Genomic DNA, 17,725 nt, shown 5'->3' with positions numbered 1-17,725 from the left:
GCACCGACAATGCCCGGTAGCGGGTATTTGGCGGTGATAAATATATCGATTAAAACTATCCGTTTTTAGGAGATGAGACGTTTCCATGGCCCAGCATAATGCCTTTTACGCCCAATCAGGTGGCGTCACCGCCGTGATCAACGCCAGCGCCTGCGGCGTTATCGAAGCCTGCCGTCAAGCCCCCGATCAAATAGGCAAGGTTTACGCCGGTCATAACGGCATTATCGGTGCCTTAACGGAAGACCTTATCGACGTTACCCAGGAGAGTGATGAGGCAATTGCAGCGCTGCGCCATACGCCGGGCGGCGCTTTTGGCTCCTGCCGCTATAAGCTCAAAGACATCGACACCCACCGTGCCCAGTACGAGCGCTTGATCGAAGTCTTCAAAGCCCACGATATTCGCTACTTTTTCTATAACGGCGGCGGCGATAGCGCCGACACCTGCTTAAAGGTCTCTCAACTTTCCGAGAAGCTGGGCTATCCGCTGACCGCCATCCACGTGCCTAAAACCGTCGATAACGACTTGCCGATTACCGATAACAGCCCGGGCTTTGGCAGCGTAGCCAAGTATATTGCCACCTCAACGCTGGAGGCATCGCTGGATATCGCCTCCATGTGCGCTACCTCCACCAAGGTATTTGTGCTCGAAGTGATGGGCCGCCACGCGGGCTGGATTGCCGCCGCAGGTGGTTTAGCAGGCGAAGCCGAAGGCGAGCCGCCGCATATGATTATCTTCCCGGAAATCCCCTTTAACCGTAAAGCGGCCATGGCACGGGTTGAAGAGAGCGTTAAACAGTATGGCTACTGCGTTATTGTGGTCTCTGAAGGCGCTCGCTACGAAGATGGCACTTTCCTGGCCGATGCAGGTAACACCGATGCGTTCGGCCACCGCCAGCTTGGCGGCGTGGCACCAACACTTGCCGGTATGATCAAGCAGGATTTGGGCTACAAGTATCACTGGGCAGTGGCCGACTATCTGCAGCGCGCGGCGCGTCACCTGGCGTCTAAAACCGACGTTGAACAAGCCTATGCGGTGGGTCGCGAAGCGGTAACCTTGGCGCTGGCGGGTAAAAACGCCATGATGCCCGCCATTCGCCGCATCTCTCAGGCGCCCTACCAGTGGGATGTGATCTCTGCCCCGCTCTCCCAGGTGGCCAACCAAGAGAAGTTTATGCCCCGGGACTTTATCAGCGAAAACGGTTTTGCCATTACCCAGACCTGCCGGGACTATCTCTCACCGCTGATTCAGGGCGAGGACTTCCACCGTTCGAGAATGGCCTACCCAAAGTCGCCAAACTGAAACTGGCCAAAGCAGAACGCAAGTTGCCCATTTTTACGCTGTAAACGGATCACCGGTCATTGCGAACTGAGATTGCTTCGTCGCTTCACTGCGTTCGCAATGACCTACCCTTATGTCATTGCGAACGCAGTGAAGCAATCTCGGGGTTGGCTGCCACAATACACTTAGATTCCCGCGTCGCTTCGCTCCTCGCAATGACATAATCTTATTTATCCACCTTTACTACTTGGAGTTAGCGTAGCAACCAGGAAAGCACTAACAGCAATAACAGAATTCCCGCCACACCCTGCCAGAAACGCCGCGGCTCCTGGCGGCTCTCTTCCCGATTGGGCAGCCGCCCGAGCGGCACCCTAAGCGCATGCAAAAACTCAGACATACGCCTAAACCGCAACGCCCTTTGTGGATCCAAGGCGCGGCGTAGTGCATCGTCTAATTCCTGGGAGATTTCAGGATTGGTTGTTCGCGCACTACGATAGGTCAACTCTTCGAGGTCGGTATGGCTGCGCAGCCTGTTGGGTGTCAGTGTGTAAGGTAACGCGCCGGTCAAAAGCCAGTAAGTAGTGGAGGCTAGCGAGTACTGATCACTACGCCGACCGATGCTGTCGCCCAAGGCATACTCAGGTGCGCTGTGTTCGTTAAAGCCAATCTGCCTGAGCAACTCACCTGAGTGGCGATGCCCTTCCCCATCACGCATATGGCAGGCACTAAAATCGGTGAGCACGAGCTTGCCATGTGGGTCGATCAAAATATTATCGGGATTGATCTGCTGATGAATAATGTCCCGATGATGCAGCGCTTGCACCGCTTTACCCAACTGATTGGCAATGTCCAGGCGCTGGGTCAAGCTGGCTTGAGGATGGCGCTCTGCCCACTGTCGCAGCGTCTCGCCTTCAATATGCTGCATCAGATAATAGAGGTAGCGTCGTGGCCGAGATGGCTCCATCACCTTAACCACAAAGGGCGAGTTAACCCGCTCCACTACCCACTGCTGGAGCAGAAAGTGCTCAAGATAGGCATTGCGCAACGAGAGCTCGGGGCTGGGCGCTTTCATGACCATTTCCCGTTCGCTATGCACATCACGGACACGGTACACCCGCGACTGCGCCGTTCGCGATAGCACGGCGAGAACCTCCAGGCCATCTAAACGCTCACCCGGCGCCAGCTCAGGGGGAATGGGTAGATCACCGTAGAGCTGCCCCGGGTGCTCGGCGACCTCATCGGGTAATTCATCGATACGTACCAGCTGAAAGCAGAACTGATCACCGCCATAGCCACGCTCCTGGGCGCGCTGCTTCGCCTCATCAGCTAGCCGCTCGCAGGCGGCATCCAGATCACTGGCATCCTGGCGAATCAAGCGCACATAGTCGGAAGGTAGCAGCGTGCCGCGCACGCCCTGGGTAGTAAACAGGAACAGATCGCCCTGCTTAAGCGCAATGTGGGTGTAATCGATATCGACACTGCCATCCAGACCCAGTGCCCGTGAAGGGTAACGATAGCCGCCTAAATCAGTCACATGGTCGCGGCTTAGCTGTTCAAACTCGGCACCCCGTAAGCGAAAGACCAGCGTATCCCCCATATGGAACAGGTGGGCTTCACGGCCACGAAACACCATCGCCGACATGGATGAAACAAAACTCCCCTCTTTCACATGCTGGCTTTGGCTGTAGCACCAGCTATTAAGCGCGCGCAGTACGCGGGTGGCAGAGGTTTTTACGTCCCAGTGATCAGGGGTGGAGAAGTAATCGGCCAGGAAGCCGCGCACGCTGATATCACCGGCCTGTTTGGCCATGGTATTGCGTGAAATGGAGTCGCTGATCACCGCACAGCCGCCTTTGGCGCGAAGCAGCGGCGCTTCAGGAAAGCGAACTGACATTGAGCTGCGATGCAGGCGCCGATCGGGCGCGACAAACGCTTGACCATAACTAATGAGCAACTGGGCGTGCGACAAGTCATCCTCCTAGGCTGCCGACTCGATCGAGGGACATCACTGCCAACCAACACTATTGATAAACTCTGGCTATGATACACGCAGCGGAACAGAAACGATGCCCACCAAACGTCTCTATCGTATTCGTCCAAATAGTAGGACATATGAATGATCACCCACGAGCAACCTATGTCGCATTGGTAATCGTGCAGTCATGTTCGTATAATTCTCCGCCATAAACGACTCTGACACGTTTGCCTAACCACGGCACGACTCTAGCCACAGCACTACCAAGGAATCAACGATGAACTTCGATAATATCCCTGCTGGAAAGGATCTCCCCAACGACGTTTACGTGGTGATCGAAATTCCAGCCAACCACGACCCGATCAAATATGAAATTGATAAGGACATGGGCGCGCTACTCGTTGACCGCTTTATGGCCACTCCCATGTTCTACCCCGCCAATTACGGCTTTATCCCGCATACCCTCGCCGACGATGGCGATGCGCTGGACGCCTTGGTGGTTACCCCGCACCCGGTTCAACCTGGCAGCATTATTCGCGCGCGCCCGGTAGGCATTCTGAACATGACCGACGAAGCCGGTGAAGATGCGAAGTTGATCTGCGTACCCCATGCCAAGCTAAGCTCGCTCTACGACGATGTCCACGAAGTTACCGACCTGCCTGAGCTACTGCGCCAGCAAATTGCTCACTTCTTTGAGAACTACAAAGATCTCGAGAAAGGCAAATGGGTAAAGGTTGAGTCATGGGAAGGTGCTGACGCTGCGCGTAAGGCGATTGAAAAGTCCGTAACCGCCTATCAAAAAGCGTAAAAATCTCCTTGCGGTGTATTTCTCCGCCGCCAATGGGATAAGAGGCCGCCTTCTGGGCGGTCTTTTTATATGCGCAGGATTAACGCATTATTAACGGCCGCGTCACGTCACCGCAGCGTATACGCCAGGGACTAAAGGTTGCGGTATGCTGTTCGCCTTTCATTGCGATGCCATTGATTAAGGACGCACCGTGTTATCTCTTAAACGCCTGAGCCTGTTTACATTATTGATTTTCTTTCTTGGCTTGCTACCGCTAAGTGCAAACGCCCAATGGTTTTCATCGTCTAGCAACCAAGATGAATTTTTGCCGGTTATGGAAGCCTTTCAGCCGACTGCTTGGCATGATGGCGATACGCTCTATATCGGCATGGATATCGCAGATGAGTACTACCTATATCGCCACCAGTTCGCGGTAGTCAGCCAAACGGAGGATGTCAGTCTCGGCGACCCCATTATCCCCCAAGGCATCTTTACCAACGATGAGTTTATGGGCGATGTGTATGTGTTCCGCGATCAGGTAGTGTTTGAAGTACCGCTGAAAGCACCCTACTCAGGCCCGCTCAATATTGCCCTGACCTTTCAAGGCTGCGCAGATGCCGGGCTCTGCTACCCTCCAGAGCAAACAACCCTAGAGGCCAGCGAAACCCAACCCCCCAGCCAGTTTTCCGATTGGCAAGCCGATAGTACGGCATCTAGTCCAGCAGCCAACACTTCAGCCGCTAACACCTCTGAACAGAATGGTTTCGCCGCCCCCAAAAGCGAAGATAGCCGCTTTAGCGCCTTGATTAGCGATGCTAGCCTACCACTGGCGCTGGGGCTGTTTTTTATTGCCGGCCTGGGGCTTACCTTTACCCCCTGCGTGCTGCCGATGATTCCAATCTTGTCATCGATCGTGGTTGGCCAGAACCCCACACGCCCCCGCGCCTTTGCCCTTTCGTTAAGCTATGTGCTCGGCATGGCGCTGACCTACGCCCTGGTCGGGGTGTTAATGGGGTTGTTTGGCGCCGGGCTTAATCTTCAGGCGCGACTGCAGTCAGCACCGGTATTGATCATCTTTGCAGTACTCTTCACGCTCTTTGCCCTGGCCATGTTTGGGGCATTTAACCTCAATCTGTCGCCTCGTTTAGCCAACCGTGTTGACGCTTGGCAGGCACGCGCTCAGCGCAGTGGCCCGGCCGGCCTAGCGCTGGCTGGCGCCCTCTCGGTATTGGTGGTATCGCCCTGTGTAACGGCGCCTTTGGCCGGCGCGCTGGTGTTTATCTCTTCAACAGGGATGCCGCGATGGGCGGCGCGGTGCTGTTTGCGCTGGGCATGGGCATGGGCGTGCCACTGCTTTTGGTCGGTACCTTTGGCGCCACGCTGCTGCCCCGTTCCGGCGCCTGGATGAACGGCGTAAAAATTGCCTTTGGCCTTTTACTGTTGGGCGTAGCGATTTGGATGGTCGAGCGTTTAGTGTCCGCGCCTATTGCGCTGCTGCTATGGGCAGCCCTTGCGATCGGCACGGCACTGGCACTTGGGGCGCTGAATTTCAATCAGCCGCAGGGGTGGCCGCGGGCACGCCAAACGCTGGGGCTTATGCTGCTAGCTTGGGGGATAGTGTTGGTGATTGGCGCCGCTCAGGGGGGTAGTAACCCCTTGCGCCCCCTTGCGGCAACCTCCAGCATTTCCGGCGAACCTCAGGCAGAAGCACTCGACTTCATCGAGGTAAACAGCTTAACTGAGCTTGATGCGGCTATTGCACAAGCTGAAGACGCCAACCAGCCCGTCTTTGTCCACTTTACCGCCGACTGGTGTATTTCGTGCAAGCTGCTGGAGCGGGATGTTTACCCCGACCCGCAGGTCGTCGCAGCGCTTAATGATTACACCTTGATCGCCGCCGACGTCACCCGCACGGACTCTCAAAGTCGCGAGTTGCTCAACCAATATAATCTTTTCGGCCCACCCAGCCTGCTCTTTTTCAGCCAGGGTGAGGAGATTCGCGATGCACGCATTCAAGGCGAAGTGACCGCCGATCAGTTGCGCGAACATCTGGAGTCAGTTAGCCAGTGGCTAGCAAATAGCTAAGCTCAAACCCTATGCTGGCTACTCATTGAGGCACTAAAGCCGCTTTCTGACGCGAACATCGTCAAACAGTTGTTTAATTCTTAACTACATGATGGCTTGGACGTTGGCGTAGGCAGTTGCTGGACATCCTGGCACTTTTTCGGCAAACTCCGCTCCCATATTAGCTAAAAACTTGCTTTTTTAACGGTGAGAACGGGGTAACGTTCGCTAACATGCAGCGTTCTCTTCATTTTTAAATTTGGTTTACTGCGCAACGTACGCGCCATAAAGAGCTTCCTGCACTTATGCTCGCGCGCTTTGTGACTACCTTTTATGACATTGATGGGGCTATGCCATGGATATCCGCAAAGTTAAGAAACTGATTGAGCTACTCGAAGAGTCCAATATTAGCGAGATTGAAATTCAGGAAGGCGAAGAGTCAGTCCGCATCAGCCGTCACCCTAATGGCGCTTCGTGGCAGCCACAGCCGATGCCGCAATATGCGCAGCAACCTGGCTATGCGCCTGCTCCCCCCGCAGCGGGCGCTCCAGCATCAGCACCGGCTGCTGAAGCAGAGCCTCAGGGCGCAAGCTACCGTGGCGAGGCAGTCAACTCTCCCATGGTAGGCACCTTCTACCGCAGCCCAGCGCCGGGCGCCAAATCGTTTGTGGAAGTCGGCGATAACGTCAAACAAGGTGACACTGTATGCATCATTGAAGCCATGAAAATGATGAACCAGATTGAAGCTGACCGTGACGGTGTAGTGGAAGCCATCCTGGTGGAAGATGGCGAGCCTGTAGAATTCGATCAACCCATGATCGTTATCGCTTAATCTTTCATTTTCAACACGGGTGGACTCTCCCATGCTGGACAAGGTACTTATCGCCAACCGCGGCGAGATTGCCCTCCGTATCCTACGGGCCTGTAAAGAACTCGGCATCAAAACCGTAGCGGTACACTCCAAAGCTGATCGTGAACTGATGCACGTTCGCCTGGCGGATGAAGCCGTGTGTATTGGCCCGGCATCGTCAGCGCAGTCTTACTTAAACATTCCGGCCCTAATTAGTGCAGCCGAAGTCACCGACTCGACCGCTATTCACCCCGGCTACGGCTTTTTGTCTGAAAACGCCAACTTTGCTGAACAGGTTGAGCGCTCTGGCTTTACTTTTATTGGCCCCCGCGCCGAGACGATTCGTCTGATGGGCGACAAAGTCAGCGCCATCCAGTCGATGAAGGAAGCGGGCGTTCCCACGGTGCCAGGCTCAGACGGCCCCTTGGGTGATGATGACGCAACTAATCTTGCCACCGCGCGCCGCATTGGCTACCCGGTGATCATTAAGGCTGCCTCCGGCGGCGGCGGTCGTGGTATGCGCGTGGTGCACACTGAAGGCCATCTGCTTTCAGCGATTACCGTTACTCGCACTGAAGCCCACGCCGCCTTCGGTGACGGCACGGTCTACATGGAAAAATTCCTTGAGAAGCCGCGCCACGTGGAAGTACAAGTATTAGCCGACGGCCAGGGTAACGCGATCCATCTTTATGACCGCGACTGCTCGCTGCAACGTCGTCACCAGAAAGTGCTTGAAGAAGCCCCGGCGCCAGGTCTTGACCCAGACGCCCGTGCTCAGGTGCTTGAAGCGTGCCGCCAGGCATGTATCAAGATCAACTACCGTGGTGCGGGCACCCTTCGAATTCTTGTATGAAGACGGTGAATACTTCTTCATCGAGATGAATACCCGCGTTCAGGTCGAGCACCCGGTCACCGAAATGGTCACTGGCGTGGATATCGTCAAAGAGCAGCTGCGTATTGCCTCAGGCCTGCCGCTGTCGATTCGCCAGGAAGATGTGCAGCTCAACGGCCACTCCTTCGAATGCCGTATTAACGCCGAAGACTCGCGCACCTTTATGCCGTCTCCCGGCAAGGTAACGCTGTTTCACGCACCCGGTGGCCTCGGCGTGCGGATGGATTCCCATCTCTATACCGGCTACACCGTGCCGCCGCACTATGACTCTCTGATCGGCAAGCTGATCAGTTGGGGCGCGGATCGTGAAATAGCCCTGACACGGATGCGTAACGCCCTCGACGAGCTGCTGGTGGAAGGCATTAAAACCAATATCGACTTACAAAAGGATTTGGTTCGCGACAGCTACTTCCGTCAAGGCGGTGTCAACATTCACTACCTGGAAAAGAAACTCGGCAGCTAATGCAGCAGCCAAGCGCTTTCCAGCGCACTGTGTGATACCCAGCGGGGTGGCCATGTCCACCCCGTCCTTGTCTTTACTCCATGTGTCTGTACTGTATTTATCTTTAATTCGCCTTGCGGAGAACCTCCATGCCCTGGCTTCAACTCAAAGCCCACGTCGCCCCCGAACAGGCAGAGTTCCTAGAAGAACTACTGCTTGACGAAGGCGCAACGGCTATTGGTCTTCAGGATGCCCACGATGATCCGGTATTTGAGCCAGAGCGTGGCACCACACCGCTGTGGGAAGATACCATCCTTACCGGCTTATACGATGACCTGGAGGGGGTCGAGAGCATGCTGGAGCGTATCGAGGCCGCCTGGTCAGAGCAGATGCCTGGTGAGCCCTGCCCGACCATCGAGTATGAGCTGCTCGCTGATCGAGATTGGGAGCGCGAGTGGATGGATGACTTCACGCCGCTGCGCATGGGTCAACGCCTGTGGATTGTACCCAGCTGGCACGAACCACCCGAGGCCGACGCCGTTAACCTGATACTCGACCCGGGCCTCGCCTTTGGTACCGGTACGCACCCCACCACAGCGCTGTGTCTTGAGTGGCTGGATGAGCTGGCCGTAACCGGTCACCTAGCTCAGCAAACCGTACTGGATGTGGGCTGCGGTTCTGGCATTCTCGCTATCGCCGCGCTCAAACTGGGCGCTAGCCACGCCGACGCCACCGACATTGATCCCCAGGCGCTGCAGGCCAGCCGAGACAACGCGAACGGAATGGTATTGCCGAGTCGAACCTAAACCTCTACTACCCTGAGCAGTTAAGCGACGGCGGTGACTATCCTATCGTAACCGCCAATATTTTAGCGGGGCCGCTGGTCGAACTAGCGCCAATGATTGCCGGACACGTGGCGCCAGGTGGGCGCATTGCGCTATCGGGGGTGTTGGCAAACCAGGCCAATGAGGTTTACGAGGCCTATGCAGCGCAAGGCATTGCTATGGATGAACCGGTGATTCGCGAAGGCTGGGTGCGGCTTAGTGGCTTGCGTCCACGTTAAAGCGGCAATTGGCCTTCACCCCACCACCGAGTAGGCGTATCATACGCCTCCTTGAAACGCCTACTCGCCGTTAGCACTGCACCCATAGCTTAAAACCAACAAAGTCTGACGCCATGACGTTAACCACACTACCTGCCAGCATTGGCCCGTTTGCATTACCTAATCGAGTAATGCTTGCGCCCATGGCTGGCGTCACTGACCGACCTTTTCGCCAGCTATGTCGGCGGCTTGGGGCTGGCTGGGTAGTGGGCGAAATGGTCACTTCAGACCCTAGTTTGTGGCATACTCGTAAATCGCAGCTGCGCATGGATCACCGCGGTGAACCTGACCCGAGAGTGGTGCAAATTGCCGGAGGCGACGCTGAAATGCTCGCCCAGGCAGCGCGCTTGAATGCCGAGTTAGGCGCCCAGATTATCGATATCAATATGGGCTGCCCGGCTAAAAAAGTATGTAACAAGGCGGCAGGGTCGGCGCTCCTTCGAGATGAAGCCTTGGTGGCCGAAATTCTCGATGCAGTAGTGGCAGCAGTTGATATACCCGTGACGCTAAAAATACGCACGGGCTGGTGTGCCGAATCCAACAACGCCCTGCGCATTGCCCGGCTCGCCGAGTCAGCCGGCATTCAATCGTTAGCGATACATGGCCGTCATCGCCAGCAGCGCTATACTGGAAAAGCAGAGTACGACACAATTGCCGAGATTAAGTCTCACCTATCGATCCCGGTGATTGCCAACGGCGACATAACAAGTCCGGAAAAAGCCGCCGAGGTACTCGCTTATACCGGCGCTGATGCCGTGATGGTAGGCCGCGCTGCGCAGGGCAACCCATGGATATTTCAACAGATCAGCCACTACCTCCAGCATGGAGAGCGGATGGCACTGCCAAGTCTTTCGGAGCGTCACCAAGTGCTCCACGGGCACGTTGAAGCGCTGCATGAGTTCTATGGCACCACCATGGGTGTACGTATCGCGCGCAAGCATGTCGGCTGGTACCTCAGCGATGACCAACGCTTTACGCCGCCCCAACAGCGCGCGCTTAAGCAGCAGTTCAATGCGTTAGCGTCACCTGAAACGCAATTTGATTGGATCAACAACGCGATGGCCCCCGGCGCCGCCTCGCGTTTGCTAGCCAAAGGAAACCTTGCTGCATGACCGAACGCGATCTTCTCTCTAGCGACACCTATTCAAGCGATAGCTATTCCAATGATGTCGGCTCCAGCGATAGTTACTCCCATTTAGCAGGCACGCTAGCGGATCCTGCGGCCAACTCACCGCCGCAGCCGCTTCGGGAGGCAGTGGAAACGGCCATGCGACGCTACTTTGAACATTTAGATGGCAGCCAGGCGACCGATCTATACGCCATGGTGATGGCCGAAGTTGAGGCGCCTTTACTTGCCTGCGTCTTGGAGCACACCGACGGCAATCAGACCCGTGCCGCCGATGCGCTAGGGCTAAACCGTGGCACCCTGCGCAAAAAACTCAAGCTATACGGACTTATCGAAGGTGACGCCCCATAACCAGGGCGTTGTTGTTTTTAATTCTCGACTCTGCACACGAGCACTCTAATGGCTGATACCCCTCTCATGGCTGATAATCCTTCCCTGACTGACAGCAACGCCACTCCCGTCCGCCGCGCCCTGCTGAGCGTTTCTGATAAAACCGGCATTGTGGAATTTGCTCGGGGCCTCACTGAGCACGGTGTTGAACTCCTCTCCACTGGTGGCACCTTCCGTCTACTGCAAGAAAATGCTATTGCCGTGAAAGAAGTGTCTGAGCACACAGGCTTCCCCGAAATCATGGATGGCCGCGTTAAAACGCTGCACCCGAAAATTCACGGCGGCATCTTGGCTCGTCGCGGCCAGGATGATGCAGTCATGGCTGAGAACGATATCACGCCGATCGACATGGTGGTGGTCAATCTCTACCCCTTTGCCGCCACGGTAGCCAAGCCCGACTGCACACTTGAAGATGCTATCGAGAATATCGATATCGGCGGCCCCACCATGGTTCGCGCCTGCGCCAAAAATCACGCCTACACCACGATCGTCGTCAATAGCAGTGACTACGCGCGAGTGCTGGGCGAGCTGGCCGCCCAAGATGGTCAGGTCAGTAGCGCTACGCGCTTTGACTTAGCGGTTAAAGCCTTTGAGCACACCGCCGGTTATGACGGCGCGATTGCTGACTACCTAGGCCGTAAGGTCAATGCCGCTGATGAAGCGTTCCCACGCACCTTTAACCTGCAGCTCGAGAAAAAGCAGGATATGCGGTACGGCGAAAACCCGCACCAAAAGGCAGCTTTCTACGTTGACCCCCAGGCAAGCGAACCCAGCGTTGCCACAGCAAAAGTGCTTCAGGGCAAACCCCTCTCGTATAACAACGTCGCCGATACCGACGCTGCATTTGAATGCGTAAAAGCGTTTAGCGAGACGGCCTGTGTGATTGTTAAGCACGCCAACCCTTGCGGCGTCGCCATTGGTGCAACCGCCTTAGCAGCTTACGACAAAGCCTTTGCCACCGACCCTACCAGCGCGTTTGGCGGCATTATCGCCTTCAATACGCCGCTGGAAGCCGAAACCGCCCAGGCGATTATTGACCGCCAGTTTGTCGAGGTGATTATTGCCCCGGGCGTCAGCGATGAAGCTGCCGCGATCGTGGCTAATAAGCAAAACGTACGCTTACTGGACGTCAGCGCTCACTGGCCCGGCGAGCAACAGCCTGCACTAGACTTTAAGCGCGTCAACGGCGGCTTGCTGGTGCAAGAACGTGACGACGGAATGGTCACCCGCGACGAATTGACCGTGGTCAGTCAGCGCGCTCCCAGCGAGCAGGAACTGCGTGACCTTGCTTTTGCTTGGCGGGTAGCTAAATTCGTTAAGTCCAACGCCATTGTGTATGCCAAAGAGGGCCAAACGGTGGGCGTTGGCGCGGGTCAAATGAGCCGTGTTTATTCGGCTAAAATTGCAGGCATCAAGGCCGCAGACGAAGGCCTTTCGGTTCCCGGCTCGGTGATGGCGTCTGATGCTTTCTTCCCTTTCCGTGACGGCATCGATGCTGCCGCAGCGGCAGGTATTACCGCGGTTATTCAGCCCGGTGGCTCCATGCGTGATCAGGAAGTGATCGACGCCGCCAACGAAGCAGGCATTGCCATGGTATTTACCGGTATGCGCCACTTCCGCCACTAAGTCCGCTAAATAACCCAGATTAGAAACACAAAGCCCCTTAGGCGCTCTTTTGATAGGAGCATGCCTAAGGGGCTTTCTTACTATCATCAATAAACGCTAATCAATCACTGCCTATCGACTCAATATCGAGTTTCTAGCCAATATTGAGCCTTTCAGCCCAGATCAATACACAGATACTTGGTTTCCAGATACTCTTCCAAGCCCTGATGACCACCTTCGCGGCCTAGGCCCGAGGCTTTTACCCCCCCAAAGGGCGCAGCAGCGTTAGAAATGGCGCCAGTATTAATACCCACCATACCGTACTCCAGCGCCTCGGCGACACGCCATACGCGCGCAAGATCACGGGAGTAGAAATAAGACGCCAGGCCATACTGGGTATCGTTGGCCATCTCAATAGCGGTCTCTTCATCATCAAACGGGAAGACAGCAGCTAGCGGGCCAAAGGTCTCTTCGTGGGCCACCTTCATCTTGTCAGTGGCAAAACTGATCAGCGTAGGCGTGAAGAAATTACCCCCCAGCGGGTGCGGATGCCCACCTAACAGCAGCTCAGCGCCATTATCAATGGCGTCCTGCACATGCTCACTGACTTTCTTAACAGCATTTTCATCGATAAGCGGCCCAATATTAATATTGGGCTTGGTGCCATCACCCACATGCAGCTCGCTGTTCATGGCAACAGCCAGCTTTTCACAAAAGGCGTTAATTACACTGGACTGAACCAGGAAGCGATTAGTGCAGACACAGGTTTGCCCGGCGTTACGGAATTTAGCTGCCATGGCGCCTTCCACAGCGGCGTCTAAATCGGCATCCTCAAACACGATAAAGGGCGCATTGCCGCCTAGCTCTAGCGATATTTTTTGGATATGTTCCGCCGCTTGGGCCATCAGCTTGCGCCCCACTTCAGTCGAACCCGTAAAGGTGATCTTGCGCACTTTGGGAGATTGGGTCATCGCTTGGGCAATATCGCTAGCGCTACCTGGCACCACATTAAAGACACCGCGTGGGATGCCTGCCCGCTCAGCCAACAGCGCCAAGGCTGTTGCGGAAAACGGCGTTTGGCTAGCGGGCTTCACCACTATCGTGCAGCCAGCAGCCAATGCAGCCCCGGCTTTACGGGTAATCATCGCCGCAGGGAAATTCCAGGGCGTGATCGCACCAACAACACCGACTGGCTGCTTGGCAACCACAATGCGTTGATTGGCGTTAGCCGCGGGAATCGTTTCGCCATAAACGCGCCGCGCCTCTTCGGCAAACCAGCGTAAGAAGCTGGCTGCATAGGCAATTTCGCCCGCGGCTTCTTTAAGTGGCTTGCCCTGCTCAAATGTCATCAGCATGGCTAAATCCTGCTGATGCTCCAACATCAGGTCGTGCCACTTCATCAGCAAGTCAGCGCGTTCTTGAGCAGTCAACGCCCGCCAAGCCGGTAGCGCAGCTTCCGCCGCATCAATGGCCCGCTCGGTTTCGGCTTTACCCAAGCGAGGTATATCGCCAATCGCTTCACCGGTGGCCGGATTCAATACCGTGATCTGCTCACCGCTATCTGCCGCGACCCAACTGCCGTCAATATAGGCAAAGGGGCAATATAGCTGTGTTTCTTTAAGCGCTTCCATGACAGGCTCCTGACCAAAAATGATGGCCTTGTAGGCTCATTAACGTCTTCATGCTAAGACGAAACACCCCTTTAAACCAAATTTACGGCGTGCATAATCGGTCAATGACAACCGTACACGTTAGCTAATGAGCATTAAAAATTCTTGCCGGGTTGCTTGGTTTTGACGAAATCCACCCAGCATGACAGACGATGTCATGCTGGAGTTTTGCTTCTCCACGCCACGCATCATCATGCAGAGGTGCCGCGCTTCAATAACCACAGCAACGCCCTTTGCCTCGGTCACTTCCTGCACCGCCTCTGCAATCTCGCGGGTTAGGTTCTCCTGAATCTGCATACGGCGAGCATACATATCGACGATTCTGGCAAATTTAGATAGCCCCAACACTTTGCCGTTAGGCAAATAGGCGATATGGCATTTGCCTATGAACGGTAACAGGTGGTGCTCGCACATTGAGTAGAGCTCAATGTCTTTTACCAACACCATCTCATCCGTTTGCGACTCAAACACCGCCCCATTGATAATGTCGTCCAATGACTGAGTGTAGCCCGCATTGAGAAACTGCATGGCCTTGGCCGCACGTTTAGGCGTATCTCGCAGACCTTCCCGGGGGGGTCTTCGCCAAGTGCTGAGATTATCTGGCGGTAGTGCTCGGCGATATCATCGGACATATTTAGCCTCATCAATAGCTATCTCAAAAACGATGCGCAATCGCTTCCAGGCGGTCACCAAGGTCATCCCCTTTTGCGCATGAAAAAGTAACATCATTATTAGGAGGACATTAATCAGCGTCATCCACCACCTTCATTGTACAAAAGGTATACTTTAAAAAAGCACTGCACAATGAGTATTAAGCAAAGAGTGCATTTTACCGCATCTAGGCTGCCTGTGGCTCCCCAGGCTTTGTACGAAAACTGCTGGCCCTCACTCAGGTTTTTTTGCGCAGCCTTGAACTGCGTCAGAGCGCCGCGCCACTCAATTTGTCCCCCCAATGCCTGTGATATAATAAAGCGTTTTTATTTAACTGCCTTTATTGCAGGCGCCAACATTGAGAGCTCGCCATGTCATTCAAGCCAACGCCTTTGTGGTTAACCGCCCTTGCAGCCCCCTTTCTTGCTACACCGCTCTTGGCTACCGCTGCAGACGCTACGCTTTCGCTGCCCAATGAAGCAACCGTCGGCGTAGAGGTTGTGGAAGAGCTTGCGTTTGAATCAAACCAAACGCGCCTTAACGATATTTTGCTACACCCTACTCAGGCTGCTAGCGCCTCACACTCTTTACCGGAATACTGCGTTATCGTAGGCAGGGCGCAACGGGTTGATGAGCGCATTCGCGTTACCACCCAAGAGGCGACCTGTATTGAAACACACGACGCTGACAGCGATATTTTCACTGGCGAATTTAGCGCCAGCGCTTATGGCGAAGATGGCCAATACGGTATCGCCTGCGAAGATTCACAGTGCGCGCTCTCCCCTGGTCAGACATTCCTTCTTACACTGGATCAACCCGTAGAGATTGAAGAACTGGATAATCCATCTGCAGAACTTAACGAACAGCGTCGCCAAGCAGACGGAGAAGGTATCGCCAACCCTGTGCCGCGCGACGAAGCCGTGCCTGATTGACCTTGTTCTAATATCGCCATAACAAGTCAGTGGTGGGCTGAAAGCTCATTACGCCAGCCAGCGTGGGTTCTCTAACTGCAGGCACTGCTGCTCTAATTGGCGGATATGCTGGTCCCAGTAGCCACTATCCGCCAGCCAGGGGAACGCCCGAGGAAAAGCGGGATCCTCCCAACGTGATACCAGCCACGCTGAGTGCCTGATCAGCCGATAACTCCTAAGCGGCTCGATAAGCGCCATCTGCTCGCTAGGAAACGGGCACGTCTCTTCATACCCTTCGGTAATTTCACTTAACTGCGATCGCCATCCCTGCGGGTCATCGGTGGGCAGTAGCATCCAAATATCCTGCATGGCGGGCGCCATGGTGCAGTCGTCAAAATCGACTAGGGTAAACTGCTCGTCACGCCCCAGCACATTCCCCAAATGGCAGTCGCCATGGCAGCGAATCATGCTGCTGGCGGGCACATTATGTTTTAGGAGCTGCTGGTGAACCTTTTCGATCACACGGTCATAGGCCCGGCGCTGATGACGGCTCATCCAATTGCTGGCCAGCACGCGCTGCTGAGCATCAAGAATACCGCTCGCCATTTCTAAACGCGGGCGATGCTGAAAGGTTTTTTTTAGCTGACACTTGGTGCAACCGCCCCAGCAACTCCCCCATGGCAAATAGGTGCGATGGATTATCAAGCTCTGGCGCCTGGCCGGGGCAATGGGGGAACAGCGTAAACCGAAAGCCCTTAAAATAGTGTAAAGACGCCCCCGCCTTATCACGCCAAGGGGCAACGACCGACACCTGTTGATCTACCAGCTCCTGCAGAAAATCATGCTCTTCCTGAATCGCACTGTCTGACCAACGATCAGGCCGATAAAACTTAACAATCCAGTTCTTGCCATCGTCATCGCGAAATAGCAGTACACGGTTTTCATAGCTATTTAGCGCAAAAGGCTCGCCTGCAGGCCAAATATCCAGCGACTCCACTGCAGACATCACTAAATCAGGCGAAAGAGAGCTAAACGGGTGTGACATAGGCCACTCCTGGGTTGGCGAAAGAGCTAATGAATAAGCGAAAAGACTATTCTATCAATCCTTACCTAACGGTGTCCGTGCGGCCGCCCAAATATCAACACGTTTGGCACCTGCCTCCAGCGCAGCGCGCCCTAATGCGTTGCCTGTGGATCCGGTGGTGACCACATCATCGATTATTAACAAATGCGCCGGGGGCGGTGATTCAAAGACAAAGGCACCCGCCAGGTTGGCAGCCCGTTGGCGGCGGTTCAACGTGCGCTGGGAGGGGGAATCCTTTATCCGTTTGGCCGACACCATTGGAATTCCAAGCTGGCGGCTGAGATGTTCGGCCAACCAGTGCGACTGGTTAAATCTCGGGTGCACGCATGCGTGGTAGTCATAGGCACTGATAGAAGTGCGTTTCCCAGGTCTATCGGCGGGTTAAGAGCATCAATTCAGCCAATAGCGTGCCCGCCCGCGGAGAAGCATGAAATTTAAAATCATGCACCAACTGTTTGATCGACCCTTGATACAACAGCCCCGCTTGGGTGGTCGAAAATGCCGGTGGGTCAACTAAGCAGTGCCCACACAAGCTTGTACCATGAGCAACTGGGTCACCGCATTGGCGACAGGCATGTAGGTTCCACGGCAGCTCGTACAAACAGGTTGCGCACCACCCTTGCCCTGCGGATGCCGGCGCCAAACAAAATGCGCAGTAGCCGGGCATGGCCTGCTTTACCCAATTACTACCCCACTGTAGCCACCCCTTTAATGCCATGCCCTCTCCTGACTGCCATATGCATTAATATCAAATCATTGATTGACTTCTATCACAAAGTTGATAATATACGCCTCGTCTTAGCGGATGTGGTGGAATTGGTAGACACGCTAGATTTAGGTTCTAGTGCCGTAAGGTGTGGGAGTTCGAGTCTCCCCATCCGCACCAATTACTTGTTA

Annotated in this window: 10 protein-coding genes, 1 tRNA gene and 6 pseudogenes; 11 read left to right on the top strand and 6 right to left on the bottom strand. The window is 55.0% G+C overall.

Translation table 11 applies throughout. The features are described from left to right. Positions 1 to 85: 85 nt before the first annotated feature. Positions 86 to 1,344 (top strand): annotated as a pseudogene (locus FDY98_RS10760) (6-phosphofructokinase). Between the two features lie 188 nt (positions 1,345 to 1,532). Here the strand turns inward: FDY98_RS10760 and FDY98_RS10755 are convergent. Further along, complete coding sequence (locus FDY98_RS10755) at positions 1,533 to 3,248, bottom strand: bifunctional protein-serine/threonine kinase/phosphatase (RefSeq protein ID WP_009286572.1); 1,716 nt, start codon at positions 3,246 to 3,248, stop codon at positions 1,533 to 1,535. Between the two features lie 283 nt (positions 3,249 to 3,531). On the opposite strand from FDY98_RS10755, the gene ppa reads away from it, so the two are divergent. The 8 genes and pseudogenes from ppa (at position 3,532) to purH (ending at position 12,533) form a co-directional block, all read left to right on the top strand. Next, on the top strand, positions 3,532 to 4,062 hold the full coding sequence (gene ppa, locus FDY98_RS10750) for an inorganic diphosphatase (protein ID WP_022523655.1): 531 nt from the start codon (positions 3,532 to 3,534) through the stop codon (positions 4,060 to 4,062). 190 nt (positions 4,063 to 4,252) lie between these two features. After that, a pseudogene (gene dsbD, locus FDY98_RS10745) lies at positions 4,253 to 6,126 on the top strand (protein-disulfide reductase DsbD). A gap of 334 nt (positions 6,127 to 6,460) precedes the next feature. Continuing rightward, positions 6,461 to 6,937, top strand: coding sequence for an acetyl-CoA carboxylase biotin carboxyl carrier protein (accB, locus tag FDY98_RS10740; protein WP_027959284.1), 477 nt, complete (start codon positions 6,461 to 6,463; stop codon positions 6,935 to 6,937). A 31-nt stretch (positions 6,938 to 6,968) separates the two neighbouring features. Then, positions 6,969 to 8,310 (top strand): annotated as a pseudogene (gene accC, locus FDY98_RS10735) (acetyl-CoA carboxylase biotin carboxylase subunit). Between the two features lie 128 nt (positions 8,311 to 8,438). After that, positions 8,439 to 9,352: pseudogene (prmA, locus tag FDY98_RS10730) on the top strand (50S ribosomal protein L11 methyltransferase). Between the two features lie 113 nt (positions 9,353 to 9,465). Continuing rightward, a complete protein-coding gene (dusB, locus tag FDY98_RS10725; protein WP_081742526.1) occupies positions 9,466 to 10,503 on the top strand; it encodes a tRNA dihydrouridine synthase DusB in 1,038 nt (345 codons plus the stop codon). Next, positions 10,500 to 10,868 (top strand): DNA-binding transcriptional regulator Fis, encoded by a 369-nt coding sequence (gene fis / locus FDY98_RS10720; protein ID WP_022523661.1) that lies wholly within the window; start codon positions 10,500 to 10,502, stop codon positions 10,866 to 10,868. Before dusB ends, fis begins: the two co-directional genes overlap by 4 nt. Positions 10,869 to 10,916: 48 nt before the next feature. Beyond that, positions 10,917 to 12,533 (top strand): bifunctional phosphoribosylaminoimidazolecarboxamide formyltransferase/IMP cyclohydrolase, encoded by a 1,617-nt coding sequence (gene purH / locus FDY98_RS10715; protein WP_196517980.1) that lies wholly within the window; start codon positions 10,917 to 10,919, stop codon positions 12,531 to 12,533. Between the two features lie 152 nt (positions 12,534 to 12,685). On the opposite strand, the gene FDY98_RS10710 is transcribed toward purH, so the two are convergent. Both FDY98_RS10710 and folE read right to left on the bottom strand, forming a co-directional pair. Further along, on the bottom strand, positions 12,686 to 14,143 hold the full coding sequence (locus FDY98_RS10710; protein WP_027959280.1) for an NAD-dependent succinate-semialdehyde dehydrogenase: 1,458 nt from the start codon (positions 14,141 to 14,143) through the stop codon (positions 12,686 to 12,688). 120 nt (positions 14,144 to 14,263) lie between these two features. After that, positions 14,264 to 14,814, bottom strand: a pseudogene (gene folE, locus FDY98_RS10705) (GTP cyclohydrolase I FolE). A gap of 390 nt (positions 14,815 to 15,204) precedes the next feature. Here folE and FDY98_RS10700 point away from each other — a divergent pair. Continuing rightward, positions 15,205 to 15,765 (top strand): hypothetical protein, encoded by a 561-nt coding sequence (locus tag FDY98_RS10700; RefSeq protein ID WP_027959279.1) that lies wholly within the window; start codon positions 15,205 to 15,207, stop codon positions 15,763 to 15,765. 48 nt (positions 15,766 to 15,813) lie between these two features. Here the strand turns inward: FDY98_RS10700 and FDY98_RS10695 are convergent. The 3 genes and pseudogenes from FDY98_RS10695 to FDY98_RS27780 all read right to left on the bottom strand — a co-directional run bounded on the left by FDY98_RS10695 (position 15,814) and on the right by FDY98_RS27780 (position 17,495). Next, positions 15,814 to 16,789 (bottom strand): annotated as a pseudogene (locus tag FDY98_RS10695) (serine/threonine protein kinase). A 54-nt stretch (positions 16,790 to 16,843) separates the two neighbouring features. Then, positions 16,844 to 17,086, bottom strand: a complete 243-nt coding sequence (locus FDY98_RS27785; protein ID WP_340146482.1) for a ComF family protein — start codon at positions 17,084 to 17,086, stop codon at positions 16,844 to 16,846. 112 nt (positions 17,087 to 17,198) lie between these two features. Then, entirely contained in the window at positions 17,199 to 17,495 is a 297-nt protein-coding gene (locus tag FDY98_RS27780) for a double zinc ribbon domain-containing protein (RefSeq protein WP_340146882.1), read from the bottom strand. Positions 17,496 to 17,629: 134 nt separating this feature from the next. On the opposite strand from FDY98_RS27780, the gene FDY98_RS10685 reads away from it, so the two are divergent. Further along, a tRNA-Leu gene (locus FDY98_RS10685) sits at positions 17,630 to 17,714 on the top strand. Positions 17,715 to 17,725 lie beyond the last annotated feature (11 nt).

This window comes from Halomonas sp. PA16-9, from assembly GCF_009728585.1.
GTDB lineage: Bacteria > Pseudomonadota > Gammaproteobacteria > Pseudomonadales > Halomonadaceae > Vreelandella > Vreelandella titanicae.
The sequence above is the reverse complement of the archived record's forward strand: the minus strand, read 5'-3'. Positions and strand labels throughout refer to the sequence as shown.

Excerpts from the sequence above, each read along its gene's own strand:
- FDY98_RS10700 (WP_027959279.1), top strand. The coding sequence starts at position 15,205 with ATGTCATTCAAGCCAACGCCTTTGTGGTTAACCGCCCTTGCAGCCCCC.
- purH (WP_196517980.1), top strand. The coding sequence starts at position 10,917 with ATGGCTGATACCCCTCTCATGGCTGATAATCCTTCCCTGACTGACAGC.
- fis (WP_022523661.1), top strand. The coding sequence starts at position 10,500 with ATGACCGAACGCGATCTTCTCTCTAGCGACACCTATTCAAGCGATAGC.
- FDY98_RS10710 (WP_027959280.1), bottom strand. The coding sequence starts at position 14,143 with ATGGAAGCGCTTAAAGAAACACAGCTATATTGCCCCTTTGCCTATATT.
- accB (WP_027959284.1), top strand. The coding sequence starts at position 6,461 with ATGGATATCCGCAAAGTTAAGAAACTGATTGAGCTACTCGAAGAGTCC.
- FDY98_RS27785 (WP_340146482.1), bottom strand. The coding sequence starts at position 17,086 with ATGGTGTCGGCCAAACGGATAAAGGATTCCCCCTCCCAGCGCACGTTG.
- dusB (WP_081742526.1), top strand. The coding sequence starts at position 9,466 with ATGACGTTAACCACACTACCTGCCAGCATTGGCCCGTTTGCATTACCT.
- FDY98_RS27780 (WP_340146882.1), bottom strand. The coding sequence starts at position 17,495 with ATGCCCGGCTACTGCGCATTTTGTTTGGCGCCGGCATCCGCAGGGCAA.
- ppa (WP_022523655.1), top strand. The coding sequence starts at position 3,532 with ATGAACTTCGATAATATCCCTGCTGGAAAGGATCTCCCCAACGACGTT.